The sequence below is a fragment of the uncultured Methanobrevibacter sp. genome, from assembly GCF_937898925.1.
Taxonomy (GTDB): Archaea; Methanobacteriota; Methanobacteria; order Methanobacteriales; family Methanobacteriaceae; genus Methanobrevibacter.
In genome coordinates this window covers 26,704-52,399 of record NZ_CALDKF010000100.1, presented here as the reverse complement: position 1 = coordinate 52,399, position 25,696 = coordinate 26,704, and the positions used below count along the sequence as shown (strand labels likewise).

Annotated in this window: 25 protein-coding genes; 12 read left to right on the top strand and 13 right to left on the bottom strand. The window is 34.3% G+C overall.

Annotated elements, in window-relative coordinates; genetic code table 11:
* Nucleotides 1-442 (top strand): amidohydrolase family protein (locus tag Q0409_RS08100; protein WP_298536876.1); only part of this gene is annotated, 442 nt, incomplete at its 5' end.
* A gap of 91 nt (nt 443-533) precedes the next feature.
* On the opposite strand, the gene Q0409_RS08095 is transcribed toward Q0409_RS08100, so the two are convergent.
* Nucleotides 534-785 carry a hypothetical protein gene (locus tag Q0409_RS08095; RefSeq protein ID WP_292788822.1) on the bottom strand — a complete coding sequence of 84 codons (252 nt, stop codon included), beginning with the start codon at nt 783-785 and terminating at the stop codon, nt 534-536.
* A 230-nt stretch (nt 786-1,015) separates the two neighbouring features.
* Between Q0409_RS08095 and Q0409_RS08090 the strand changes: the two genes are divergently transcribed.
* Together Q0409_RS08090 and Q0409_RS08085 are read left to right on the top strand one after the other, a co-directional pair.
* Nucleotides 1,016-1,228 (top strand): heavy-metal-associated domain-containing protein, encoded by a 213-nt coding sequence (locus Q0409_RS08090; RefSeq protein WP_298536871.1) that lies wholly within the window; start codon nt 1,016-1,018, stop codon nt 1,226-1,228.
* 145 nt (nt 1,229-1,373) lie between these two features.
* Nucleotides 1,374-3,857: a heavy metal translocating P-type ATPase gene (locus tag Q0409_RS08085; RefSeq protein ID WP_298536868.1), complete on the top strand. Its 2,484-nt coding sequence runs from the start codon at nt 1,374-1,376 to the stop codon at nt 3,855-3,857.
* A 102-nt stretch (nt 3,858-3,959) separates the two neighbouring features.
* Here Q0409_RS08085 and Q0409_RS08080 read toward each other — a convergent pair whose 3' ends face one another.
* Both Q0409_RS08080 and Q0409_RS08075 read right to left on the bottom strand, forming a co-directional pair.
* Nucleotides 3,960-4,811, bottom strand: a complete 852-nt coding sequence (locus Q0409_RS08080) for a hypothetical protein (protein ID WP_298536866.1) — start codon at nt 4,809-4,811, stop codon at nt 3,960-3,962.
* Between the two features lie 149 nt (nt 4,812-4,960).
* Nucleotides 4,961-6,439 carry a TrkH family potassium uptake protein gene (locus Q0409_RS08075; protein ID WP_298536863.1) on the bottom strand — a complete coding sequence of 493 codons (1,479 nt, stop codon included), beginning with the start codon at nt 6,437-6,439 and terminating at the stop codon, nt 4,961-4,963.
* Between the two features lie 331 nt (nt 6,440-6,770).
* On the opposite strand from Q0409_RS08075, the gene Q0409_RS08070 reads away from it, so the two are divergent.
* From Q0409_RS08070 to trpA, 7 genes are all read left to right on the top strand, one after another.
* Entirely contained in the window at nt 6,771-8,414 is a 1,644-nt protein-coding gene (locus tag Q0409_RS08070; protein ID WP_298536862.1) for an anthranilate synthase component I family protein, read from the top strand.
* Nucleotides 8,411-8,980, top strand: a complete 570-nt coding sequence (locus tag Q0409_RS08065; protein WP_298536859.1) for an aminodeoxychorismate/anthranilate synthase component II — start codon at nt 8,411-8,413, stop codon at nt 8,978-8,980. Before Q0409_RS08070 ends, Q0409_RS08065 begins: the two co-directional genes overlap by 4 nt.
* 98 nt (nt 8,981-9,078) lie before the next feature.
* Complete coding sequence (gene trpD / locus Q0409_RS08060; protein WP_298536856.1) at nt 9,079-10,086, top strand: anthranilate phosphoribosyltransferase; 1,008 nt, start codon at nt 9,079-9,081, stop codon at nt 10,084-10,086.
* Nucleotides 10,087-10,114: 28 nt separating this feature from the next.
* Nucleotides 10,115-10,891 carry an indole-3-glycerol phosphate synthase TrpC gene (gene trpC, locus Q0409_RS08055; protein ID WP_298536853.1) on the top strand — a complete coding sequence of 259 codons (777 nt, stop codon included), beginning with the start codon at nt 10,115-10,117 and terminating at the stop codon, nt 10,889-10,891.
* A gap of 15 nt (nt 10,892-10,906) precedes the next feature.
* Nucleotides 10,907-11,548: a phosphoribosylanthranilate isomerase gene (locus Q0409_RS08050; protein WP_298536850.1), complete on the top strand. Its 642-nt coding sequence runs from the start codon at nt 10,907-10,909 to the stop codon at nt 11,546-11,548.
* 104 nt (nt 11,549-11,652) lie between these two features.
* Entirely contained in the window at nt 11,653-12,837 is a 1,185-nt protein-coding gene (gene trpB / locus Q0409_RS08045) for a tryptophan synthase subunit beta (RefSeq protein WP_298536848.1), read from the top strand.
* Between the two features lie 17 nt (nt 12,838-12,854).
* Entirely contained in the window at nt 12,855-13,640 is a 786-nt protein-coding gene (gene trpA, locus Q0409_RS08040; protein ID WP_298536846.1) for a tryptophan synthase subunit alpha, read from the top strand.
* Between the two features lie 78 nt (nt 13,641-13,718).
* On the opposite strand, the gene Q0409_RS08035 is transcribed toward trpA, so the two are convergent.
* The 7 genes from Q0409_RS08035 to Q0409_RS08005 form a co-directional block, all read right to left on the bottom strand.
* Complete coding sequence (locus tag Q0409_RS08035; protein WP_298536843.1) at nt 13,719-15,104, bottom strand: MFS transporter; 1,386 nt, start codon at nt 15,102-15,104, stop codon at nt 13,719-13,721.
* 52 nt (nt 15,105-15,156) lie between these two features.
* A complete protein-coding gene (locus tag Q0409_RS08030) occupies nt 15,157-16,521 on the bottom strand; it encodes an MATE family efflux transporter (RefSeq protein ID WP_298536839.1) in 1,365 nt (454 codons plus the stop codon).
* Nucleotides 16,522-16,549: 28 nt separating this feature from the next.
* Entirely contained in the window at nt 16,550-16,996 is a 447-nt protein-coding gene (locus tag Q0409_RS08025; RefSeq protein WP_298536837.1) for a MarR family winged helix-turn-helix transcriptional regulator, read from the bottom strand.
* A 64-nt stretch (nt 16,997-17,060) separates the two neighbouring features.
* The gene (gene ung, locus Q0409_RS08020; RefSeq protein ID WP_298536834.1) at nt 17,061-17,753 is read right to left on the bottom strand and encodes a uracil-DNA glycosylase; all 693 of its coding nucleotides are present in this window, start codon (nt 17,751-17,753) and stop codon (nt 17,061-17,063) included.
* Nucleotides 17,754-17,807: 54 nt separating this feature from the next.
* Nucleotides 17,808-18,899 carry an acyltransferase gene (locus Q0409_RS08015; protein WP_298536831.1) on the bottom strand — a complete coding sequence of 364 codons (1,092 nt, stop codon included), beginning with the start codon at nt 18,897-18,899 and terminating at the stop codon, nt 17,808-17,810.
* Nucleotides 18,900-19,035: 136 nt separating this feature from the next.
* Nucleotides 19,036-19,773, bottom strand: a complete 738-nt coding sequence (locus Q0409_RS08010) for a flavodoxin family protein (protein WP_298536828.1) — start codon at nt 19,771-19,773, stop codon at nt 19,036-19,038.
* Nucleotides 19,774-19,794: 21 nt separating this feature from the next.
* Nucleotides 19,795-21,120, bottom strand: a complete 1,326-nt coding sequence (locus Q0409_RS08005; protein ID WP_298536825.1) for a GNAT family N-acetyltransferase — start codon at nt 21,118-21,120, stop codon at nt 19,795-19,797.
* A gap of 287 nt (nt 21,121-21,407) precedes the next feature.
* On the opposite strand from Q0409_RS08005, the gene Q0409_RS08000 reads away from it, so the two are divergent.
* Nucleotides 21,408-22,034, top strand: coding sequence for a sister chromatid cohesion protein PDS5 (locus Q0409_RS08000; protein WP_298536822.1), 627 nt, complete (start codon nt 21,408-21,410; stop codon nt 22,032-22,034).
* Between the two features lie 85 nt (nt 22,035-22,119).
* Here the strand turns inward: Q0409_RS08000 and Q0409_RS07995 are convergent, their stop codons facing one another.
* A complete protein-coding gene (locus Q0409_RS07995) occupies nt 22,120-22,869 on the bottom strand; it encodes a TatD family hydrolase (protein WP_298536819.1) in 750 nt (249 codons plus the stop codon).
* Between the two features lie 141 nt (nt 22,870-23,010).
* Between Q0409_RS07995 and Q0409_RS07990 the strand changes: the two genes are divergently transcribed.
* On the top strand, nt 23,011-23,724 hold the full coding sequence (locus Q0409_RS07990; protein WP_298536816.1) for a tRNA threonylcarbamoyladenosine dehydratase: 714 nt from the start codon (nt 23,011-23,013) through the stop codon (nt 23,722-23,724).
* A 6-nt stretch (nt 23,725-23,730) separates the two neighbouring features.
* Here the strand turns inward: Q0409_RS07990 and Q0409_RS07985 are convergent, their stop codons facing one another.
* On the bottom strand, nt 23,731-24,192 hold the full coding sequence (locus Q0409_RS07985) for a pyridoxamine 5'-phosphate oxidase family protein (protein ID WP_298536814.1): 462 nt from the start codon (nt 24,190-24,192) through the stop codon (nt 23,731-23,733).
* Between the two features lie 154 nt (nt 24,193-24,346).
* Nucleotides 24,347-25,696, bottom strand: coding sequence for an adenylosuccinate lyase (gene purB / locus Q0409_RS07980; protein WP_292786409.1), 1,350 nt, complete (start codon nt 25,694-25,696; stop codon nt 24,347-24,349).

Genomic DNA, 25,696 nt, shown 5'->3' with positions numbered 1-25,696 from the left:
CACCCCTACTTTAATTGTTCATCATACCCTTATTGAAGAGGGATTCCCAGTTTGGGATAGTTTTGCTGATAGTAAGATCAAAAAGCTTAAGGAAGTCGTAAAGATCCAAAAGGAAAACATAGAAACTGCTTACCAGGAAGGAGTTAATTTCCTAATGGGTTCAGATTGTGGTGTAATAGATCATGGTCGAAACCTTGGAGAATTGAAGCAACTTGTAGATGTTGGATTGAGCCCTATTGAAGCTATCCGAGCAGGAACCATTGAAGGGGCAAAATTCTTCAATCAGGAAAATGAATTAGGTTCCATTGAAGCAGGAAAAATAGCTGATATGATCATTGTTAAAGACAATCCAATTGATAAGATAGAGTCTTTAGCAAATAATGATAACATTTTAACTGTAATTCAGGATGGAAAAATATTGAAGCATAAGCCTATTTTTTAAGTTGTTTAAAAAGAGAGTTTATTAAATAGGGAATTCAGTCAAAATCAGAAAAATAGCTTTTTTTTAAAAAAAATAAGAGATAATAAAAATATTATCTCTTGAATATCCCTTTTATTTTGTCTAAGATACCGGTAGTAGTGAGAACACCTACACCTATGGTGTAAATATCTTTAGCTCTTGCCTTATCCACTCCCAGTTTCTCAGCAATCAAGTTAACTATCACGTCTTCAGCTCCTCCGCCAGCAGAGAAGTTGTTTGCGAAAATATCGCTAACGATATTTCCTTGGTCTTCAGTCAAGTTAGCTTGTTTCATAAGTTCTTGAATAAGATCTGCATTAGTCATAATAAATTATTTGTTCTTATTTATATTTAATACCCTACTATTTTTTTTAAAACCACAATATTTTTTTATTTTTATGAATTATTTTTTATTAAAAATCAAAATTATTGAATATTGTTTAAAGGCATTATTGATTTTAATTTTTAGGCATACCAAAACTTTATATTATGTTTCGATATATATAATTATATAAAACAATAATAGATTATTATTAAGAATTTAAAGGTGAAAATATGGCAATCGATAAAAAAGAAGTAAAAGTTGTCGGAATGCACTGTCCTTCATGTGCAAAAGCGGTTGAACTTTGCATGATGGATTTAGATGGTGTAGAATCTGCTGTTGTAGATTTAGACGCTAATAAAGTGGAAGTTGAATACGATAGTGAAAAAGTATCTGATGTTGACTTAGCAGGTGCTGTTAAGGAAGCAGGATTTGATGTAGAATAATTAAATGGTTTTTTAAACTATTTTTTTTATTTTTTTCAATATTATTTTTTCACTTACATTTAGATGATTATATATTCATAGAAATTTATTATAATTTATTTTATTTCATGAAATGTTTTTTTAATGATTATCAGGAGGAATTATAATGGCTCAAAAAGAGTTGGATATTCCAGTGGATGGCATGCACTGTTCATCCTGTTCATTGCTTGTTGAAAAATCACTGGGAAAGCTTGATGAAGTGGAATCCATCAATGTGGATTTAAATACCAACAAGGCACATATGGTTTTGAATGACAAGATTTCTCCAGATGTAATCGATAAAACCGTTGAATCAGTTGGATTTACTGTTCCAAAAGATGAAGTTGTAATTCAAATTGATGGAATGCATTGTGCTTCCTGTGTAAACAATGTTGAAAAGTTCTTGCCTAAACGTGTTTATGGTGTTGTAGAGGCAAATGCCAACTTATCCAATCAAAAAGTTACCATAAAGTACTATCGAGACATGCTAAACCTTAAGGAGATTCAAAAGACCATTGAAATGTTGGGATTTGAATATATAGGTCTTGATGGTGAACTTGATGTGATGGATGAAGATGAAAGATACCAAAAGGATCTAAGAGGCAAATTGTATAGAATCATCGTAGGTCTTGTATTTGCAGCAATTTTAATGGCAATCATGCAATTCCATATAATGATTCCTCCATTGACTATGGGTCAGCTCTCCTTGATTATAGCTATTTTCCCATTCTGTTATGTAAGCTATCCAATCTTAAAGACAGGTTGGAACTCATTCAAGCATAAAAACCTTGATATGGATGTAATGTATTCCATGGGTATTCTTGTAGCATTCGTATCAAGCGTATTGGGTACATTTGGCATAGTTCTCGATTCAAGCTTCATGTTTTATGAATCTGCTGTTATGCTTCCTTCCTTCTTGACTATTGGAAGATACTTGGAAGCAAGGGCTAAAAGAAAAACATCCTCATCAATCAAGGAGCTTATTGGATTGCAGCCAAAAACTGCAACACTTGTCACAACCGATGAATCAGGAAATTCCATTGAGAAGGAAATAGATATTGAAGACATTGAAATAGGAAATATCCTGCTTGTAAAGCCTGGTGAAAAGATTCCAGCAGACTCCATTGTAGTTGATGGTGAAAGCTATGTTGATGAGGCTATGATTACTGGAGAACCAGTTCCTAAACTTAAAAAGGCAGGAATCAATGTATTCTCAGGAACAATCAATCAGGATGGTGCCTTAAAGGTTGAAGCCCAAAAGATTGGTTCAGAGACAGTGCTCTCACAAATCATTCAGCTTGTGGAAAAAGCACAAGGATCCAAACCTCCAGTTCAAAGGCTTGCAAATAGAATCGTCAGCTGGTTTATACCTGTAATCCTTACAATAGCTATTATCGTATTCCTATTATGGTACTTTGTAGCAGATTCTGGATTATTGTTTGCTCTCACTTGCCTTATTTCAATTCTTGTGGTTGCATGTCCATGTGCACTTGGTCTTGCTACTCCAACAGCAGTGACTGTAGGTGTTGGAAGGGCAGCAGAATATGGAATCCTCATCAAAAACGGTGAAACATTGGAAAGCTCTAAGGATGTAGATGTATGTGTATTCGATAAAACAGGTACAATTACAGAGGGCAAACCGGATGTATCAGATATCATAGCATTTGATGGTGATGAATCAAAATTCCTTCAAATACTCTCAAGTGTTGAGAACAATTCCAATCACCCTATTGCCAAATCCATATTAAGCAGATTTAAAGCTAATAACATTCAATTGGCAAATGAAGGAAAAGAAGATCTTTCATTGCTTGAAGTGGATGATTTTGAAAACATCACTGGTAAAGGATTAAAGGCTAAGGTAAATATTGGCGGTGAGATGAAAAACGTTCTTGCTGGAAACCTTAAGCTTATGGAATCAGAAGGCGTAAGTTTAAGTGATGATATCTTATCTGATTTCGACAATTTCGTATCTGAAGCAAAAACAACTATTGTGATGGCTGTTGAAGGCGAGATTAAAGGAATAATTACTTTAATGGACAAGATAAAGGAAAATTCAAAATCAGCTATTGATGAATTGCATAAGATGGGCATTGAAACCTATATGCTTACAGGAGACAATGAAAAGACTGCAAGTTCCGTTTCAAATGCAGTTGGAATAGATAATGTAATGGCGAATGTGCTTCCGAATGACAAGCTCGATAAAGTTCAGGAACTTCAAAATAAAGGAAAAAGAGTCTTATTCGTTGGTGATGGTATTAACGATGCTCCTGCACTTTCACAGGCAGATGTCGGTGTAGCTATGGGAAATGGTACAGACATTGCTATGGAAAGCGGGGATATTGTCATTATGGAAGGAGATCTTGAAAATGTGGTGGCTTCCATTCAGTTCTCTAAAAAGGTAATGACAAGAATCAAGGAAAACCTTTTCTGGGCATTTGCATACAATATGATTCTTGTTCCTGTAGCTGCAGGTATACTTTATCCTATTTGGGGCATAGTTTTTCGTCCAGAATGGGCTGGTCTAGCTATGGCATTAAGCTCAGTTACAGTAATTAGTTTGTCCTTATTGCTTAAACGCTATGTGCCACCAATTAAAAAACAAGTTGCTTAGTTATTCCATTGTTTAATTAATCGAACTTTTAATTAAATGAATGGAATTTTATTTTCTATTTTTTAATCCTATTTATCCTATTTTTTATTAACTATTTTTTAATTAATCATCTTTTTTTAAATCATCAGAACTTTCAGCATTATTGTTAATGTTATTTTTTTTAATTAACTCTTCCAATTCTTCAAATCTCTTATTGAAGTGTCTTGAGAGAAGTGCTGTGGTTAATGTTGCAGTACCAACACCGGATAGGATATATCCTCCCCAAACAAGGAATAGGCTATTCAATTTACCTATGGGGCTGTCCCCTAATACCGCATAACCATTACTTGTGAATGCATTTGATACCATTACCAATGAGTCCAATAAATTTTTTCCTTCAGCAAAGGATGTGAAAATGAAACTTACAAATACAAGTCCAAATAACAATAAGATACTTATTCCTAGTCCATTTGATTCGGTAAAATGAATAAATTTGCTGTAATAGACTTTAATCACATAAGCTAATCCTATAAAGTGGACAGCTAATAATATCAATAACAATATTGCAGGGTCATCAAGGGTAGAGTGTAGCAATGAGGAAAGAGGGATTAAAAATAACATGATTATTTTTTCTGTTGTGGTATCTTTCTTAATTGCCAAACAAGCTATCAGAGATACGAGTGTATCATAGAAAATGAAATGTCTGTAAAAGTCATCTGATGCCCAAAATACTATTGAATAAAGGATATCTACAAAACAAAGTGTTATGATTATAAGATAAAAGACTTGTTTTAATGTTTGAGTCTCTTCCTTAGGCAAATATTCTGTTGCATTCAATAATCTGTTATGCCTATTTCTCTTGAGATATTTGATTATGTATGAACTTATAAAATAAAGTCCAAAGAAGAATACTACTGCTAAAATAATGAATATTATTTGTTCTGTTATGTACATGAGACTTGCTTGACTAACCATTAATTTTCCCCACTCAACTTTCAATAATAATAATTATGATTTTATGAGTAATTAAGTTATGTATTATCTTAACTTAATTACCTTTATGAATTTTGGAGTAGATTTTGGATAGATTTTAGAGTAGAATTTGGGGGCAATTAAGTTATGCATTATCTTAAGTTAATTATTCTTCTGAACTTTCTTTTAGCTAATTTTAAGCTTTGGTCGAATGTTCTGAATCCTAATTGTATTGTAAGTAAAATCGGGATGATTTCCAATCTTCCTATCCACATCAAGAATATCAGCATTATTTTAGGAAATGTCGCTAAGCTTCCATTTATAATGCCAGTACTTAATCCAACGTTACCTATTGTGGAGGTTACATCAAACAATGAATTGATTGGATCATTTGTATAGAATGTCATTATTATCCATGATACAATCAAAAACATCAGATAGACTATTATGTATGAAGACGCTTCCTTAATTTCCCTTTCATTAAATGTTCTGTTGGCTATCTTGGTGCTAACAACTCTTTTAGGGGCAATTACGTTTGTAACGGTAAGGTTTATGCCTCTTAAGAATGTGATTACCCTAATGGTCTTTACAGCACCTACAGTTGATCCGGAGGAACCTCCCATCACCATCAGCATCATTATAATTATCAATGAGGCAGGGGCCCAAGATGCCAATTCGCTGGTACTTGCAATATTTGCGCCTGTTGTTGTCACTGCTGAAACTATATGGAATATCACATTCATTGGAGCCATGTGAGTTATTGCTGCAATCAGTATTCCGCTGATTATGATGCTTAGGATAATGGCTTGGAATTGTATATCATTTATTATGGATTTTCCTTTTGTCTTAACTATATTATAATGGACTGCAAAGCTTGTAGCCCCGAGCAACATTAAAATCATTGTAATTATATAGACAATGTTGTCGTTATAGAATCCCACATTTGCATTCTTTATTGACATTCCTCCAGTGGAAATGGTTGTAAATGTAAGATTTACAGAGTCAAAGAGAGGAAGTCCAGCCAAAAGGTATAGAAAAATGCCGAATAAAGTGTAAATAAGGTATATTTCTATTGTTTTATTAAGGGTATTCTTAATGTTTGGCCTAATCTTATCGTCTCTTGCCTCTGACTTATATAATTTAAAAGCGGAGGTTCCCGGTTTAATGAGGAGACTTATAAAAATGATTACTACCCCTAATCCTCCAACCCACTGTTCAAGGCTTCTTAAAAATAGTATTGATCTTGGAAGGGATTCTATATCAGCAAACATGGTCAATCCACTTCCAGTCCATGCTGAAACGTTTTCAAAAAAAGCGTCTATAAATGATATGTCCAATATCAGCATCATTATGATAGCTCCAACAAGCCCTGCCCATAGCCATGCAACACTTGATATGAACATTCCATGCTTGAATTTAAGCTTATCGTACTCGTTAAACTTTTCAGCAAATAAAAAACCTAATCCAATTGATAATGCTGGTGGAATCAAGCCTATGAGGTATGCATGTTCAAGGTAGTAAAGGTCTACGAATATAGGCAGCATCAAAATTGCACCAATCCCTACCATAATGTATCCAAGATAATGCAGGATGATTTTTATATCTTGTCTTGATAAGTAATTTATCCTCATGATATCCACCTTTTAAATCAATGGCTTTTGATTAGATTTTAAATGAGATTATTCATTTATTAACTTTTTTACTTAGTTTAAAAACTAAACGAAGTTAATAATTAATTGAATAATTTTTAAAAATATTTATTTTATTTATAATATATTGAATAATGTTTATAATTATATTAAATCATTATTTAAATTTTTTTATCATCGATGTAATTATCAAGACTTCTAATTAATGTACATTTTTATACAACAAAGATTTAAATAGTACATTATACATAATAAAGTATACATTATTTAAAATTAAATTAAATTAAACATATAATAATAAAGGAGATTAAAAGTGTTTTTCCCCAATATTGAAGAAGCAAAAGAAATAGCTAAGGATTCGTCATATAAAAGGATTCCAATTAGCTACGAGATATTTTCAGATACAAAAACTTCCATTGAAGTTTTAAGAAGACTTAGAATCTTAAGCAATCATTGCTACATGCTTGAAAGTGTAGAGGATTCTAAAAATTGGGGAAGATACAGTTTCTTAGGATTCAATCCTATTCTTGAAATCACTTGTCAAGACGGCAATCTCTCTATTAAAGGCAAGTCAAGCTTTAGCGATTGTGAAATTGAGGATAAGGAAGACAAATGCTTCAATGTCAAAACCGATAATCCTGGAGAGTATATCAGGCAAATCGTTGAAGAGAACAAATCCCCAAAGATTGAAGGGATGCCTCCATTTTCAGGAGGGCTTGTAGGCTATTTCTCTTATGATTACATTAAATACAGTGAACCTTCACTTATACTGGATGCTCAGAATCAGGATGCTTTTAAGGATGTTGACTTGATGCTTTTTGATAAGGTAATTGCATTTGACAACTTTAAGCAAAAGATTGTTGTTATAGTCAATATGGAAATGGATGAAGACCAAAACTCCATTGAAGAGAACTATGCTGAAGCATGCAAATCCATCTTGGACATAGTGGACATCATCAAGGCAGATAATATTGTGGATTTGCTTGATGATGATTTCAATCATCATTTAACAAATAAGAAGACCTTGGAAGCTAGCCAAAAGATGAAGGAAATAGATTCCTTGGAAGAGATAAATAGGATTAGAAAGGAAATTACAAAACATTTGCCTATTGAACTCAAATCTGATTTCAGATACTTGTTTTCAAAAGATGAATACTGCAATATGGTTGAAAAGGCAAAGGATTACATTACAGAAGGTGATATCTTCCAAGTTGTCCTCTCCAATAGGATTGAAGCAGACATTGAAGGAAGCCTGTTTGATGTTTATAGGGTTCTTCGAACTACAAACCCTTCCCCTTATATGTTCTATTTCTCAAGTGATGACATAGAGATTGCAGGTGCAAGTCCTGAAACCCTTGTAAAGCTTGTTGACGATCATGTCTACACTTTCCCGCTAGCTGGAACCAGACCAAGAGGAAAAACAGATGAAGAAGACAGATTATTGGAAGAGGACTTGCTTGCTGATGAAAAGGAATTGGCTGAACATAATATGCTCGTTGACCTTGGAAGAAATGATATTGGTAAAATAAGTGAAATAGGGTCTGTTAAGGTAAATAGGTATATGGATATTGTAAGGTTCTCCCATGTGATGCATATAGGTTCAACTGTTGAAGGAGTATTAAGAGAGGATTATGACTACTTGTCCACAATTGATTCAATCCTTCCTGCTGGAACTTTGTCTGGAGCCCCAAAGATAAGGGCATGTGAGATAATCAATGAGCTTGAAGACAATAAGAGAGGAATCTATGGTGGAGCTATTGGATACATCGATCTCACAGGCAATCTTGACACTTGCATTGCAATCCGGATCGCATTTGCAAGGGACAAAAAGGTTTTCATAAGAGTTGGTGCAGGCATAGTTGCAGACAGTGTTCCTGAGAATGAATTTATTGAATGCAACAATAAGGCAAGGGCAGTTATGGATGCTTTAAGAATGGCAGATGGGGGGATTGAATGATTCTACTTATAGACAATTATGACAGTTTCTCATATAATCTATTCCAATTGATTGGTGAAGTCAATCCGGATATAATGGTTTATAGGAATGACAAGATAAGCATTGATGAAGTTAGGGCTTTGAATCCCGAAGCGATTATATTGTCTCCAGGTCCTGGAAGATGTGAAAATGCAGGAATATGCATAGATATAGTTAAGGAATTTTACAATGAAATTCCAATTTTAGGGGTCTGTTTAGGCCATCAGGCAATCTGTACAGCATTTGGAGCTAAGGTTTCATATGCAAAAAGGTTGATGCATGGAAAGTCTTCAAGAATTTCTTTAGATTCAGATTCAATTTTTAAAAGGTTGCCAAATGAGATAACCGTTGGAAGATATCATTCTTTAAGCTTGTTGGAGGATACACTTCCAGATTCATTGAAAATCATATCCAAATCAGAGGATGATGGTGAAGTAATGGCTGTAAAGCATAAGGAATTTGATGTTTATGGGCTACAGTTTCACCCAGAATCAATATTGACACCAGATGGATTAGCAATTATAGAGAATTTTTTAAATAAAGTATAATAAAATTGGATAGAAGCAAGTATTATTTTTATAAAATTTGTAAAATTGATTAGTTACAGACATTAAGAATTTTTAAAAAAGCAAGAAAAAGGGATTTTATGATTAAAGAAGCAATTTTAAAGGTATATAAACATGAAGACTTAACTTATGAGGAAGCTTATGAGACAATGGATGAGATCATGAGCGGAAAGGCAAGTGAAGTACAAATGAGCGCATACTTAACAGCAATGTCAATGAAAGGTGAAACAATTGATGAGATCACTGCATCCGCTGAAGCTATGAGGGCTCACTGTGTAAGATTATTGAATGATGAGGAAGTCGTTGAAATTGTTGGAACTGGAGGGGACGGTTCAAACACATTCAATATTTCCACCACATCTTCCATTGTGATTTCCGCAGCAGGTGTTCCAGTGGCAAAGCATGGGAACAGGTCCGCTTCAAGCAAATGTGGTGCAGCAGATGTGCTGGAAGAATTAGGAGTCAATATCCATATTAGTCCTGAAAAAAGCTTAAGTTGCCTAAAGGAAATAAACTTATGTTTCCTCTTTGCTCAAAACTATCATCTCTCAATGAAATATGTTGCAGGGGTGCGTAAAGAGCTTTCAATCAGAACAATATTCAATATTTTGGGGCCTTTGACAAGCCCGGCAGGTGCTTCAATGGAAGTTTTAGGAGTGTATGAAAGGGAACTTCTGGAGCCTCTTACAGATGTTTTGAAAAATTTAGGAGTCAAATCTGCTATGGTTGTTTATGGATTGGATGTGATGGATGAAATCTCAGCAAGTGACAAGACTGCAGTATGTGAGCTTAAGGATGGCAAGACAAGGACATATGAGCTTTCTCCAGAGGACTTTGGCATGACCATTTCATCTAAGGAAGACCTTGTTGGTGGCGATGCAAAGGAAAATGCAGAAATCACATTATCTATTTTAAATGGAGAAAAAGGTCCAAGAAGAAATGCAGTTCTATTGAATTCAGCTGCAGGATTGTATGTTGCAGGAAGAGTGGATTCATTGGAAGATGGAATCAGGTTAGCTGAAGAGGTCATTGACTCAGGCAAGGCATTGAATCAGCTTGAAAGATTCATTGAAGTTACAAATAGATAAATACCTTAGCTTACTAATAGATGATTATATGCTGGAAAAAATTGTTGCAAAGACTGAAGAGAGATTGGTTGAATCAAAAAGGAATAAGCCTTTAAGCCAACTCAAAGAGGAAGTATCAAAACTGGATATCAATGATGACTTCCCTTTTAAGGAAGCTTTGAAAGACCCTGAAATTGCCATCATTGCGGAAGTCAAGAAAGCTTCTCCTTCAAAAGGATTAATAGCTGAAGATTTTGATTACATTAAAATCGCAAAGGATTATGAGCAAGCAGGAGCATCTGCAATATCAGTTTTGACAGAACCATATTTTTTCAAAGGATCTAACGATTACCTTAAGGAAATTGCTGAAAATGTAGCTATTCCAATTTTAAGAAAAGACTTTACAATAGATGAATATATGATATGGGAAGCTAAATCATTAGGGGCTTCAGCTATTCTTTTGATTGTTTCAATACTTGAGGATGTTCAATTGAAGAGATATTTGGATTTGGCTCATGATTTAGGTCTTTCTGCTATTGTTGAAACTCATGATGCAAATGAGATCAGGACTGCAATAGATGCTGGTGCAGAGATAATAGGTGTAAACAATAGGAATTTAGCAGATTTTACTGTTGATATTGAAAACAGCATAAACCTACGTAGAGTGGTTAGTGATGATATCCTATTTATCTCAGAAAGTGGAATTAAAACTGCTGAAGATGTAAGGAGATTGAAGGAAAACAATGTCGATGCAGTCTTGATAGGTGAAACTTTAATGAGAAGTGATGATAAAAAGGCTATGATTGAGGAGTTGAAGAACGCTTAATTTTGGAGTTAAAGAATGGTTAAGCTTAAGATTTGTGGAATGAGAAGGTCTGAAGATATAGAAATGGCAAATAGACATAAGACAGATTACATTGGATTTGTTTTTGCTGAAAGTCCACGTAAAGTATCATTTGAGCAGGCTAAGGAATTGTCAGAGCTTTTGAGTGATGAGATTGTTCCTGTAGGGGTTTTTGTAAATGAGCATATGAAGCTTATTGTTGACTTATTCAGGGATGGAATAATCGAAATGGCTCAGCTTCATGGAGATGAAGATGAAAAGTATATAAGGAATCTAAAAGATAAATCAATTGAAGAAACTGGAAAACAAATACCTGTAATAAATGCAATTGAAATAAAAGATGGTGCTGATTATAATGATGAGCTATTGAAGTGGCGAGATTCAGCATCTGACTATTTTATTTTAGACAGTGGAAAAGGGTCTGGCAAAACATTTGACTGGAGTCTTATAGATAAAGAGAGCGAATTCTTTAAGAATTCCATTTTTTTAGCTGGAGGGCTGAACAGTGAAAATTTGGCTTTAGCTATTGAGGAATTCAATCCATTTGCAGTTGATTTAAGCAGTTCTGTTGAAACGGATGGATTTAAGGATGAAGAGAAGATTAAGGACATCATTAAAATCATGGAAAATTATAGATAATAATAATTAATAATAAATATTTGAATTTTATAATTGTAGATATTTGGATAATAATTACTAACAATATTGATTTTTATTTTTAGAGATAGAATTGGAGATAGAATATGAGCAGAGGAAGATTTGGAGTTCATGGTGGACAATACATGTCTGAAACATTGATGAATGAACTCCTGAACTTGGAAGAACAATATAATCATTTTAAGGAAGATCCTGAATTTGTAGAGGAATTGAACACTCTATTGAAGGAATATGCAGGAAGGCCTTCATTATTGTATTATGCAAAGAGAATGACCGAAGATCTCGGTGGAGCAAAGATTTACCTTAAGCGTGAAGACTTGAACCATACTGGAGCTCACAAAATAAACAATGTGCTTGGCCAATGCCTTTTGGCTAAAAAGATGGGAAAGACCAGAGTCATTGCCGAAACTGGTGCTGGTCAGCATGGAGTGGCTACTGCTACTGCAGCAGCTTTATTAGGTATGGAATGTGAAGTGTTCATGGGTGAAGAGGACACCAAGCGTCAAGCATTGAATGTATTTAGAATGGAACTTCTCGGAGCTAAGGTTCACACCGTAACAACCGGTTCAAAAGTGCTTAAGGATGCGGTGAATGATGCATTCAGAGAATGGATTTCAAGAGTTGATGACACTCACTATGTAATAGGATCCACTATGGGGCCACATCCATTTCCAACAATTGTAAGGGATTTCCAAGCTGTAATCAGTGAAGAGATAAAAGAGCAAATCATGGAGCTTGAAGGCAAATTGCCAGATATGGTTATCGCTTGTGTTGGTGGTGGAAGCAATGCTATGGGAGCATTCTACAATTTCTTGGAAGATGAAGAGGTAAAGCTTGTAGGTGTTGAAGCTGCAGGAAAGGGAATTGATACTGAATTCCATGCAGCAACAATTGCTAAAGGTGAGCTTGGAATCTTCCATGGAATGAAATCTTATTTCTGTCAAGGAAACTATGGTCAGATTTCTCCAGTTTATTCTATCTCTGCAGGACTTGATTATCCTGGAATTGGTCCTGAACATGCCTATTTGCATGATATCGGAAGAGCAGAGTATGTTTCAGCAACTGATGATGAGGCAGTGGAGGCATTTGAATACTTATCCAGAATGGAAGGAATCATTCCAGCTATTGAATCTTCCCATGCAATAGCCCATGCCATGAGAATTGCAGGGGATATGGATAAGGATGATATTGTTGTAATCAATGTATCTGGCCGTGGAGATAAGGATGTAGCAGCTATTGCTCGCTATAAAGGAGTTGAATTATACGAATAATTGTAGGTGTGTTTGAAATGAGTGATAAGAAAGATATAAAGATTGCTGATGCCTTCAAGGATGGAAAGGCTTTCATTGGATTCTTGACTGCAGGGGACCCTACAATTGAAAAGACTGTAGAATATGTTTTGGCTATGGAAGAGGCAGGATGCGACTTGGTTGAGATAGGAATTCCTTTTTCAGATCCTGTAGCTGAAGGGCCTGTCATTCAGGAAGCAAACATCAGGGCGCTTTCAAACAATACAAACACTGATGACGTTTTTGAAGCAATCAGGCAAATCAGGGAAAAGTCAGATGTTCCATTGGTGTTCTTGACTTATATCAATCCAGTATTCTATTATGGCTATGACAAGTTCTTCAAGAGATGTCAGGAATTAAATGTCTGTGGAATCATTTCACCAGACCTTCCATATGATGAAAAGGATGAGATTCTTGAAGTGACTCAAAAGTATGGCATTGACATTATCAGTTTGATTGCCCCTACCTCAAAGGAACGTATACAGATGATTGCAAGGGAAGCAAGCGGATTTATTTATGTTGTTTCATCATTAGGGGTCACTGGTATGAGAAGTGAGATTAGGACAGACTTGGAATCTATTTTAAAAGATATTAAGGAAGTTACTGATGTTCCAGCAGCAGTTGGTTTTGGTATCAATACTCCGGAACAGGCAGAAAATATTGCAAAAGTGGCTGATGGTGTTATTGTAGGAAGTGCAATTGTTAATATTATTGCAGAGCATGGAGAAAATGCAAAAGAGCCTCTTGTAAATTATGTCAAATCTATGAAAGATGCTATTTCCTAACATCTTTCTTTAATATTTTTTATACTTATTTTTTTTCAATTTTTTATAGTTTTTTTTATTATAATTTTTTTTTAATAATTATTGATTTGCTTTCATGGTAGCTATTTGCTCGTCACGGCTTTTCAATCTCAAGGTGAATGCAAATGCAATGATTGCAACTATTGTTGCTAAAAACAAGCTGATCCTATAACCTAAGATTCCAGCAAATGATGCAATTATTCCACCAATGAGAGCTCCACCTATCAATTGCCCTGCACTTGAGAGCATGTTTACAATAGCTTGGCCCGCTCCTCTTTCATATGGTTTTGCTTCAGTTAGAACTATGTATCTCAAAGGAGCTCCAATGATTGTTACAAGTCCTACACCAATCATGCATCCTGCTATTATGAAAAATATTAGATTGCTTGGATAAACTGCAATTGCAAATAATCCTATTGCAAGCATCATTGTTCCAACTGCCATGGTCTTGCGGGAACCTGTAGAATCCAGAATCTTACCGAGTATTGGTGCTGCAACTGCATTTGCTCCCAAAATTGGAATCAGCATCAGGCTTGCATATTGTTCATTCAATCCCATTGAAAGTATTACAAGTGATGGGATGAATATTGCTGAAGAGTAGATTATTCCATAGCATAATGTTTCAATACAGGCAATGCTGATTTCCCTGTTTTTAAGCATGTGTATAGGCACAATGGACTCTTCCGCTCTTTTTTCCACTTTTAAGAATATTGGAATTAGGATAATAAACATCAATAGGAATGGTAGGACATTCACAAACAATAGGCTGTTTATGAAATTGCTTGAATCGATTTGGTTTAGGCCATAAGCTAAAAATATCGCAAGCAGGCTTAGTATTAGGATTCCTAAATAGTCTATCTTCATTTTTTTATCTTCTTCCATTTCAGGAAGGATGTACCATGCAAATGCTATTATGAAAATGGCTATTGGAATGTTTATTGTAAAGCACCAATTCCAACCATATGGAATCAAAGCCGCTCCAACCAATGGGCCTCCAATTGCAGAAATACCGAATACGCTTCCAAGGATTCCCAATGCCTTTCCTCTCTCTTCAAGTGGGAATGCATCTCCGATAAACGCTCCCGCTACAGGGAATATTCCTCCACAACCGAAACCTTGCACTATTCTTCCTAAAAATATTGCCTCTATGCTGAATGCAGATGCTATTAGGCATGATCCTATTCCAAAAAGAATCACATCTAAGATAAAGACCTTTTTTCTACCGTAAAAGTCTGAAAATTTAGCCATGACTGGAGAGCCAATCATGAAAAATATTACAAAAAGTGTAAATATCCAACTTGATTCCCTACTTGTCAATTGGAAGCTTTGTTCGATTGATGGAAGCACTGGGCCTATGATTCCAGTATCCAATGAGCCCATAAACACTCCTATTAAAAATAATATGAGTATCAAATTCCGTGTTTTTGTATCTAGTGTTTTTTGCATAGTATTTTTTCCTTTAGATTATATTGTTATTTAGTAGTGTAATAATTGATAATTAAGTGCCGAATTTCTCTCTCACTTTCTTGATTGTGAATCTTGCAAATGCGAAGTTCAAGATACTTGCAGTTATTCTTCCCACTGCCAGACCTGTCCAAATACCAACAAGCCCCCATCCTAATACTATTCCGAGGGTGTATGTTGCGGTAACAGTAAAGATAACCTCTCTGATAATGGTCCACATCAAGCTTATGGTTCCCTTACCCATTCCTTGGTATAGGAAACTTGAAGTCATTCCCGCTCCAGTGAGTGGGAGACAAAGGCTTGCTATTCTTAAGAATCTGGTAATTTCTGGAATCAAAACTGCTGTCTCTTCAGTATATGCAAATAAAGTTGCAAGCTGTGGTGCAAATGCAACCAGTATTATTGTAACAGCTGTTCCAAATGCTACACCAAATTTAACCCCATATAAATGAGCTCTTGATAGGTAATCGCCATTTTTAGCACCGTAAGCGCTTCCTGAAACTGCAGCCACTGCGCTACCGATAGCTGTAAGTGGCATTATAGCAAAAAGGTATAATCTTTGGCCTGAGGTGAATGATGCGATACCATATTCTCCTCCAATTGTTGAGATGAACACTAAATATAAGCTTACAGCAACAGACATCATGAACATATCCATAGATGCTGGAATACCTACTTTCAATATGTCTTTAGCTATTTTGGACTCGAATTTGAACTCTCTTAAATTGACATCCACATAGGTGTCCTTCTTGATGAGAATCCAGTAGAGGATTACAGATGCAGATCCTAGAGCGCTGAAAATTGTTGCCATGGATGCACCTGCAGAACCGAAGCCCAATACATAAATGAAGATAGGGTCAAGAATGGCGTTAAGGGTTACAGATACAATCATTGCATACATTGCTCTTTTCATGTCCCCTTCACCACGAAGGATACCGCTTCCTCCGTTACCGAACATAAAGGCAATAAGGCCTAAAAATAGAGGGGTTCCATATTTAATTCCTTCAGCAAGGTTTTGTCCGCTTGCTCCATAGATACGAAGCAAAGGCTCCTGAATGAATAAGAGAATCACTGTAAGAAATATTGAAGCCACTAAAAATATTAAAAGAGCATGTGCTGCAGACTTATTGGCACCTTCATGATTTTTTGCACCAACAAAACGGCTGATACTGCTTGTTGCACCATTTCCAAGACCTACGCTCACACCATTCAATATCATGAAGATAGGTGTTACAAAACCTATTCCAGCTATTGCAGCCTGTCCAAGCCCAGCTACCCAAATACCGTCAATGATATTGTATGATGCTGTCAAAAGCATTGATATCATGATTGGGATAGCAAGCTTTTTAACTGCTGTTTCTGGATTTCCCCTCATTAATTCCACATTTTTATTCGCCATTTCAATCCCTAATCTCTAATAATAATCATTATTTTAATATTTCCTCTGTTTTTCTAGCTATTTCTCTTAATTGGTCTTTTGCATCATCGTCTAATTTGTCTATTCCAACCAGTTCTTCCCACTTATTCAAATCATTTTCTAATAGAATAGCTAGTTTCTCTCCTTTTTCTGTTATATTTAAGATGTATTTTCTTCTATTGTTTTTATCGATGACTCTTTCAACATATTCATGGTCTTCCAATTTTCTTAAAGCTTTAGCAATTGTTCCTTTGCTTTGACCAAAAATAGTTGCCAAATCATCTTGGGATAAATTTTTTCTTTTATAGATTTCCATCAAGTATTGGCCTTCATGAACCATATCTATTTGGTTTGGGTTTTTCTGAGAATATCTTAATTTATTTCTTGATATGTGATGTATCAGTGCAATAAAAGGCATTGAATCAAATTTATCCAACTGTTTTTCATTTTCTGTCATGATTAATAGTTGGTTTTTGAAATATATAAATGTTTCTTAGGAAACTGTTTATCAATGAACGATATTAAAAAAGAGTTTGTTGGCCTTTAGTTGAGCTATTGATTTTCCAATCGATTTCTTCTAAATTGTTTTCCTTTAGGAATTCATTAGCCAATTTAAAATGATTGCATCCAAAGAATCCTCTTCTTGCAGAGAATGGACTTGGATGTGATGATGTTAGCACTAAATGGTTAGGATTATCGATCAATTCCTTTTTGAGTTCTGCCTGTTTTCCCCATAAAAGGAAAACGATGGGATGGGTTTGTTGATTTAAGATGCTTATTACATTGTCTGTTAATGTCTGCCAACCGCATTTGCTGTGTGAATTCGCATTTCCCTCTTCAACGGTGAGTACAGTATTGAGTAGGAATACCCCTTGCTTAGCCCAGGATTCAAGGCATCCGGAATCTGGAATAGGATAACCGTATTCCGATTCTATTTCCTTAAAGATATTTTTTAGAGATCTTGGGATTGGATGCCCTTCTGGTGTTGAGAATGCAAGACCGTGAGCTTGTCCTTCTTCATGATAAGGGTCTTGGCCTAATATGACAACTTTTACATTGTCTATAGGGCATAGCTTGAAGGCATTGAATATCTCTTCTTTTGGAGGATAGATTGTTTTGGTTTTGTATTCTTCTTTTACAAATTCTTTTATTTTCAAGAAATATTCCTTTTCAAATTCCTCTTCTAAAACATTATCCCAACTGTTTCCAATCATAAAATCACTTTTTTAATATGCATTTTTAGGGTTAATATAAATATTTTTTATTTATTATTTCTTTCCTGTTACCTTGTCCAAATATGGAATCTTATCTAAAATAGATAGAATTGCTAAACTGATTGCTGTTGTGATAATCACTAAAACAGGTATCCCAATCAATGAGCTGCCTTGAGTGAAATTGATGAATTTTATTAAATTGATTTTTATGCAATATAAAACCAAGTAATGAATAAGATAAATTCCATAACTGTAATTGCTTATTGTTGTAAATGCATTTCCTAATCTATTATTTTCCATATCAATGAATGATTTGGTCTTGGATAAGTATTTAAACAGTAAAAATGCATTTGCAGACATGAACAGAATCAATAAATTGAAATAGCTTAATCTGACGAATTGGTGCACTAGATGAGACCTTGGAACTACAAAACAGAATATGTACCAAAGGTAAGATCCTATGAATAGCAGAGCTGTTATAATTATTAGGTATTTTCTATCAATTCTCTTTTCCAAAAAGTCGCATTTTGCCAAGAAGTAGCCAATTATTATATACGCCAGGAAAGAAATGTAATAGGTTAATCTAGGACTATATGGATTGAATAGTTGGTAATGACTTAATCCAATGTAAATTACAGAAAGAATTGCTAAAATTGTGATGAATCTCTGATTGAAATCATTGATGCTGATATCTAATTGCATCACTTTGTTAATAATGAATATTCCAACATAAGCTATTATGATCATCCAAACGAACCAGAAATGAACTCCTAATGTTCCTGCTGTTCCAAAGAATATCTTTAGGGCACTGTCTAAGTTAAATCCATGGTTCATAATGATTGTAAATATTATATAAACCAATACCCAAAACAGGAAAGGTATGAAAAGTCTTGATAATCTCTTTTTAAAGAATTTTATTAAAGTGTCTTTTTTGCCTATAAGCAACGCTCCACTAAGCATTACAAAAATAGGAATTGAAAAGTCTCTAAAACAGTCAAAGAATACAGAAATATAAAGATTAGGGCTATTTATATCTCTAGATACGTATGAAACGGATACATGACAAAATACGATTCCAATTATTGCCAATGCTCTCAAGACATCGTAATAGAATATTCTTTTTGAGGGTGCTTTAGATTGATTCATAGGATTACCATTACTTACTTTTTGATTATATTTATTCTTAATAATCTTTATCTTCAATTAATCTTTATCTTCAAATAATCTTTATATTTTTAAAGTTTTAATAGTTTTTCTTTTGGTTTAAGAGAGGATTTACAACTTATTTCATCACTCTTTTAAGTATGGAAAACATTATTTTAGCAAAAATCTTCTTTAGGATTCCCAAGTTTACGTTTGGAGCAAAATCGTAATTCACCAAGCCTGTGCTTTCCCAGTATTCTGCATCTGCTTCAAGTGGGTCTTCGCTTAATGCCATAACTCTCCATACATTGTAGAATATCAAATCCATAATCTTTGGAGAGTGGAGTTTTTTGGAAGATACGTCCTTATGGAACTTTTGAGCAATCTTGTTGATTTCTTCCCTATTGATGTCCTCCTTTCCACCACAAGCATAAGTTATCTTATAGTTTTTATTGAATCCCCAATGCCTTAAGGTTTCATCAATGTATTTTGCAACATCCTTTTGGCCTGCTCCTGCTGTGGATACAACGATTAAGGCTTTCTTGTCAAAGAATTCTGGCCTATGGTATAGATAAGCGGTATGGTCGAAGAAGTTCTTAAGGAGTCCAGTGACATTCATAGCATAAACTGGACTTGCTATAACTATTCCGTCTGCCCATCTGATTTTGTCTATAATCGGTTGTACAATATCTTGATGAGGGCAGTGATCTTCTCCTTCCATTATGCATTTGAAGCAGCCATTGCACATTGGTATTTTAGCTTTCATCAATTGGATTTCTTCAAATTCTGCATCCTCTCCTAGATTAGCTTTAGCTTGCTTAACCATGCTCCATGTATTTTTCTTTCTTGGAGATCCATTGATTATAATGTATTTCATCACAACACCTTTATAATAATTTTATATGTCTAATTGTCCTTCTAAGACCTTTTTTTCCTTATATTCAAAGTTTTTATCAAATTCATCTACATACTTTTCATCAACATCAAATACTTCTGGGTTGTGGAATATTCCCTTATCATAATCCAAGTCGTTTAGGGTATTCTCATTTTCATCCAATATTTTTATCATGAAAAATGGATTTTCGTCTTCGATATCTGTTCCTTCAAGGTAAATATTGTATTTTGATGCACTTTCAAATCCGAATCTGTGATAATACTCTTCATCACCTATTACAAAAACAAATGGGATGCCCATTTCTTCTGCGAGATTTAAAGTATATCCTATTAATTTGGAACCATAGCCCTTGCTTTGACATTTGGAATCGATAGCTATTGGTCCAAGGACAGTTGCCTTTCCGCTTCCATCACTAAGTTTAATGTCCACTCCATACCGATTTTTCCTATAAAGATTCAATTTGCCGTTTGAATAGTTTATACTGCCAATGATTTCATCATTTTCCTCTAATACATATGCCAAGTCATTAATGAAGCTTGAGTCATTTCTTAAGTTATGGACTATATAATGTTCCCAAGCTCCTGGGCGATAAACGTTCCAAAATGCATCCCTTACAATATTTTCAACTTTGATATGGTCTTTTTCTTCTTCTAATCTGATAGTTTCTTCAGGCTCTCTTTCTTTTTCCAATTTGTCTTTTGGATTTTTTGTATCTATCTTCACGGAATTAAAGAGAATTTTCATATGATTTGTTGTTCTTCTTTCGAAATCCTTTAGGAATTCCTCATCATCTTCTGGATAATTAATTATGAAATGTTCGTACAATAGGAATAATCCATAGTAATAGAATGATTCTGCAAGCTGTTTGATGTCTGCATCCATTTTAATGAACTTCTTTTCCTTCATCAATTCAAATAGATCTTCCCATCCATTGATTGCATAGCCAATAATCGCTTCCTTTACAAAATTCTTTATCTTTTCATTATGGTATGATTCAACTAGGAAGATTCTTGTAATCTTCATCATCTTCTCTTCAGAGAGTTTAGATATGAATCTATCGCTTCCTTCCTTGTAGAACTGATCAAAATCCATCTTCAGATTCTTTTCAGATTGCATTATAGGTGCTTCTTCCTTAAGCATTTCATTAATGTAATAGCTTAATATGGATTCTAAAATGGATTCTTTGCTTTGGTAGTGATTATAGATGGAACTTTCCTTTATTCCTACTTCCTTAGCTATTTGGCGTATGGAAACTCCATCGTATCCATCTTGTGAGAACAAGTCAATGGAAACATCAAATATTTTTTCTTTTGTATTCTTTTTAGCCATATTATCAGTTTTAATTAGTTTAATTATTTTAATTAGTTTAATTATTTTAAATTAGTTTAAACCAATGTTTTATTAAAATTAAATACTATAAACTAACACTTGTTAGTCTAATTATATTTTATTATATTGGCATTGCTATATAAAACTAACGATTGTTAGTATATTTTTTTGATATTCTATTTTTTCAAAATTAAAAAAAATGATATTTTTTTAGCATTAGAAAAATAGATATTTTTAAATATCTTCGTTTAGAGAATCTTATTAGTCAAAATAAGGAAAATAATAAAATGTCAAATAGAGCAGATAAGGAAATACTAAATGAATTAAAAGAATTGACGAAGGATAAGGAAAACTGGAAATCAAATATCGATGATGTTGCCCATAAGTTGAATGATGATTATTCTGTTGCTGTAAAAGCAAAGGCATTATGGCTTCTTGGAGAAATGGGTTTGAAGTATCCAAAAGAAATAGAATGCCATGTCAATGATATTGCAAGTTACTTAGAGAATGATGATTCTAAATTGAGAGAAAGATCTGCTAATGCAATTGGAAGGATAGGTCGGGCAGATAAGGATTTCGTAATCGTTTATATGGACAAATTGATGAAAATGAAAGAAGATGAATCATCTAATGTCAGGCATGCATTCATTTGGGCTTGTGAAAATATTGCTACAAATGCTCCAGACTTATTTTGCGATAAATTGGATATCTTTTATGAAATGATTTCGGATTCTGAAGATAAGGTTAGGATAGAAGCTCCTGAAATGTTTAGGGTAATTGGAAAAATAAGGCCAAATTGCGTAAAGCCATATTTAGAAAAACTAGAATATTTTGCTGAAAATGATGAGAATCCTGTTGTTCGAATTCATAGTGCTGGCGCAATCAGAATTACAAAAAAGGCATTAGGGCAATAAATTAATCAGATTCTTTAAAACTGCTAGACTATTTTTTTATATTAATTATTTTCATATCTTAAGGTTTTTCATATCTTAAGTATTTTCATATCTTAAATAATCTTTGTGCATTTTTTGTAGTTTTCTCCATAACTTCTTTTTCTTCAATATCCAATTCTTCAGCTATTTTTTTAATGATGTATTTCAGGTTTAATGGGGTATTCTGTTCCCCTCTCTTTTCTTCTGGAGGTAGATATGGTGAATCTGTTTCTAAAAGGATATGATTAACACCTATTTTCTTTAGCATATTCCTTGTTTTCTTATTGTTGTTGTGGGTTACAGTTCCCCCTATTCCTATATAGAAACCTAGTTTAATGAATTCTCTTGCCATCTCAGCTGAACCTTGATAGGAATGCATGGATCCAACTGCCTTATGTTCTTTTATTATATCGTAGGTATCTTGCATTGCCTTTCTGGAATGGACTATCACAGGAAGCTCATGTTTTTCAGCCAAGCTAAGCATCTTTTTAAAGAGTTCAATTTGCTTACCCCTATTTTCTTTTCCTTTGTAGTAATCTAATCCTATTTCCCCTACTGCAATTACCTTATCATTTTCCAGCTGATTATCCAATAGCAAAATGTCTTCATCTCTAATTTCATCTGCAAAAGTGTAGAAGTATCCTAAAGCAGCATAGACATTTTCATAGCTTTGGGACAATTCCAACACCTCTTCATTGCTTTTAGGGTCAGTTCCATTCAATATCATGAAAATATCTTCTTTTAGAGCTTCTTTTATTATTTCCTCTGCATTTTCCATTTCACTATTGTAAATATGGCAATGTGTATCGATAATCATCAAATTCCTCACATAAGAGATTATTTTTTCTGTTGATTAGAAATTTCTGTTGATTAGAAAATTATTGCATTAAGTTTTTATTCTTTTAACCTCAATTATTATATAATCAATTGAATTAAATTAAATTTTTGGTGAGCATAGATGGATGAGAAGTTTTCAAGAACAGAAATGTTAATTGGAAATGAGGGAATGGAAAAACTGAAAAATGCTAAGGTTGCTGTTTTCGGGCTTGGCGGTGTCGGTTCCTTTGTTTGTGAAGGACTTGCAAGAAGTGGAGTAGGCAATTTTATTTTGGTGGATTTCGATAAGGTTGATGAGACAAACATCAACAGGCAGATAATAGCCACAACTAAAACAATCGGCAGAAACAAGGTTGATGTCATGAAAGAGAGAATCTTGGATATCAATCCTGAAGCCAATATTGAAATTTATAATGAATTCTACCTTGCTGATTCAAAATCAGATATCATTACAGAGGACTTGTCATATGTCGTTGACTGTGTGGACACTATAATGGCTAAGATTGCAATCATATGCAAATCTAAGGAAATTGGTGTGCCAGTAATGTCCTGTATGGGTACTGGAAACAAGCTGGATCCTACAAGTTTTGAAATAGATGACATTTACAAGACTTCCTATTGTCCGCTTGCCAGAATAATGAAAAAAGATTTAAAAAAGAGAAATATAAAGAAATTAAAGGTCTTGTATTCAAAGGAACATCCTATAAACACAAATGATTGTGAAATAAACCAAAATGAAAAGAAGCATAAGGTCAAGGGCAGTGTTTCCTTCATGCCTCCCGTTGCAGGCTTAATGATTGCCGGTGAGGTAATAAAGGATATTGCCATCAGATGATTTAAATTATTTTTCCTCAACTATCTTTCCACTCATATGCTCTATTGTGATTTCATAAAGTTCTGTTACATCCAAAAGATTATCTATTTCGGACTTGGTCTCTTCTTCAGTTGGGAAGAACTTGTTTCCTAAGTGAGTCAATTTTTCTATTTTTGTATCCCTGTCCTTGATTGTTTTCATTCTACCAAAGACAATAACGCTTTTGAATGTGTACCACCAGTCATCTGCTGCTTTTATGCCTTTATTCATCACGCAATAGGATACCTTATCATGCTTTTCGATTGCATCTCTTTTATGGCTTTCCTTTATAGTTCCATGGAAGTATATTTTTCCATCAACATAAACATGACTTAATGGTACAGCATAAGGATAATCCTCGTCTCCAAGCACTGCTAAGACACCACGAGGTTCGTTAATTAAAATTTCTATGCACTCTTCTTCACTTAAAGACTGTTTCTTCCTTCTCATTTCCCTAAACATATTTAATAGTTTAGATTTACTTATAAAAATAATTAATTAAAATTAATATTCGTTTATAAAACCATTATAAGACTTTAAAAAATTAGAAAAAGAGTATAAAAATAGCTAAAAATAGTAAAAAAAGAAAAAAGTAACTGGTTAGTTAAAACCAGTCTTTAGATGATTCTATGATTTCATCAACGATTATTGGTGCAGAACCGATGTATGTGTGAGGATCCATGATTCTTTCAACATCCTCTTTGGTTAAGAATTGACTTGCATCAGGATCTTCAAGGATTAGGTCTGCAAGTAGCAATTTTTCCTTGTTTGCTTTGATAGCGTTCTTTCTTGCTACTCCATAAGCGGTTTGCTTACCCATTCCTGCTCTGGTAAGTTCTGCCATCAATCTTTCTGCCATAATCAATCCATTGGTGAAATTGAGGTTTCTTTCAATGTTTTCATCATAGAAAATGAGATTGTTCATGAGCTTGATTGTTAAGTTGAGAATGTAATCAGTAAGAATGCAAGCTTCAGGGAACATGATTCTTTCACAGGAAGAGTTAGTCAAGTCCCTTTCATGCCAGAGAGGGTTGTTTTCCATAGCTGCATTTACATAGGATTTGACAATTCTTGCAACACCGCAAATTCTTTCAGCAGTGATTGGATTCATCTTGTGTGGCATGGTACTGCTTCCAACTTGCTTTTCAGGGTCGAAGAATTCTCCTAACTCTTGAATTTCAGTTCTTTGCAAGTTTCTTACCTCAAGAGCAATCTTGCTTAAGGTAGTTGCTATGTTTGCAAGGGTTGCTACAAATTCAACATGGTTGTCCCTTTGCAATACTTGGTTAGTGATTGGAGCAGGTTTTAATCCAAGAATTTCAGATACTTTCTTATGAACTTCCCAACCTTGGGTTCCAAGAGCTGCGGTGGTTCCTACAGCACCGTCCATCATACCAAGACAGACATTTTCTTTAGCATGCAATAATCTGTCATATTGCCTATGCAATTCATCTGCCCAGATTGCAAATTTCATACCATAAGTTGTTGGAAGTGCATGTTGACCATGGGTACGGCCAATGCAGACTTTCATTTTGTTCTCTTCAGCTAACTTGAGGATTATTTTAGTTAATCTTTCGATTTTTTCTTCCAATACTTCAATGGAATCCTTTAAAAGCAATGAGTTTGAACTGTCTACAATATCATTGGAGGTTGCTCCGAAATGAACATATTCTCCTGCTTCTCCTTCACATACTTCACTTAATCCTTTTGAAAGGGAAGCGATATCGTGTTTGGTTTCAGCTTCAATTTCACTTACACGTTCTACAGTAACAAATTTGGTATTTGCTTTTGCCTTGATTTCATCTGCAAATTCCTTTGGAATGATTCCAAGCTCTCCTTCAGCTTGAGCCAATGCAGATTCAATATCTAACATTCTTTGCTGCTTGTTTTCCTGTTCCCAGATTCTTTTCATTTCTGGAGTTCCATATCTAAATTCTATTGGATGTATTGCCAT

Bases quoted from the DNA above. Each gene is read 5' to 3' on its own strand.
- Q0409_RS08095 (WP_292788822.1), bottom strand. From the start codon at position 785: ATGACTAATGCAGATCTTATTCAAGAACTTATGAAACAAGCTAACTTG.
- Q0409_RS08090 (WP_298536871.1), top strand. From the start codon at position 1,016: ATGGCAATCGATAAAAAAGAAGTAAAAGTTGTCGGAATGCACTGTCCT.
- Q0409_RS08085 (WP_298536868.1), top strand. From the start codon at position 1,374: ATGGCTCAAAAAGAGTTGGATATTCCAGTGGATGGCATGCACTGTTCA.
- Q0409_RS08080 (WP_298536866.1), bottom strand. From the start codon at position 4,811: ATGGTTAGTCAAGCAAGTCTCATGTACATAACAGAACAAATAATATTC.
- Q0409_RS08075 (WP_298536863.1), bottom strand. From the start codon at position 6,439: ATGAGGATAAATTACTTATCAAGACAAGATATAAAAATCATCCTGCAT.
- Q0409_RS08065 (WP_298536859.1), top strand. From the start codon at position 8,411: ATGATTCTACTTATAGACAATTATGACAGTTTCTCATATAATCTATTC.
- trpD (WP_298536856.1), top strand. From the start codon at position 9,079: ATGATTAAAGAAGCAATTTTAAAGGTATATAAACATGAAGACTTAACT.
- trpC (WP_298536853.1), top strand. From the start codon at position 10,115: ATGCTGGAAAAAATTGTTGCAAAGACTGAAGAGAGATTGGTTGAATCA.
- Q0409_RS08050 (WP_298536850.1), top strand. From the start codon at position 10,907: ATGGTTAAGCTTAAGATTTGTGGAATGAGAAGGTCTGAAGATATAGAA.
- trpB (WP_298536848.1), top strand. From the start codon at position 11,653: ATGAGCAGAGGAAGATTTGGAGTTCATGGTGGACAATACATGTCTGAA.
- trpA (WP_298536846.1), top strand. From the start codon at position 12,855: ATGAGTGATAAGAAAGATATAAAGATTGCTGATGCCTTCAAGGATGGA.
- Q0409_RS08035 (WP_298536843.1), bottom strand. From the start codon at position 15,104: ATGCAAAAAACACTAGATACAAAAACACGGAATTTGATACTCATATTA.
- Q0409_RS08030 (WP_298536839.1), bottom strand. From the start codon at position 16,521: ATGGCGAATAAAAATGTGGAATTAATGAGGGGAAATCCAGAAACAGCA.
- Q0409_RS08025 (WP_298536837.1), bottom strand. From the start codon at position 16,996: ATGACAGAAAATGAAAAACAGTTGGATAAATTTGATTCAATGCCTTTT.
- ung (WP_298536834.1), bottom strand. From the start codon at position 17,753: ATGATTGGAAACAGTTGGGATAATGTTTTAGAAGAGGAATTTGAAAAG.
- Q0409_RS08015 (WP_298536831.1), bottom strand. From the start codon at position 18,899: ATGAATCAATCTAAAGCACCCTCAAAAAGAATATTCTATTACGATGTC.
- Q0409_RS08010 (WP_298536828.1), bottom strand. From the start codon at position 19,773: ATGAAATACATTATAATCAATGGATCTCCAAGAAAGAAAAATACATGG.
- Q0409_RS08005 (WP_298536825.1), bottom strand. From the start codon at position 21,120: ATGGCTAAAAAGAATACAAAAGAAAAAATATTTGATGTTTCCATTGAC.
- Q0409_RS08000 (WP_298536822.1), top strand. From the start codon at position 21,408: ATGTCAAATAGAGCAGATAAGGAAATACTAAATGAATTAAAAGAATTG.
- Q0409_RS07995 (WP_298536819.1), bottom strand. From the start codon at position 22,869: ATGATTATCGATACACATTGCCATATTTACAATAGTGAAATGGAAAAT.
- Q0409_RS07990 (WP_298536816.1), top strand. From the start codon at position 23,011: ATGGATGAGAAGTTTTCAAGAACAGAAATGTTAATTGGAAATGAGGGA.
- Q0409_RS07985 (WP_298536814.1), bottom strand. From the start codon at position 24,192: ATGAGAAGGAAGAAACAGTCTTTAAGTGAAGAAGAGTGCATAGAAATT.
- purB (WP_292786409.1), bottom strand. From the start codon at position 25,696: ATGGCAATACATCCAATAGAATTTAGATATGGAACTCCAGAAATGAAA.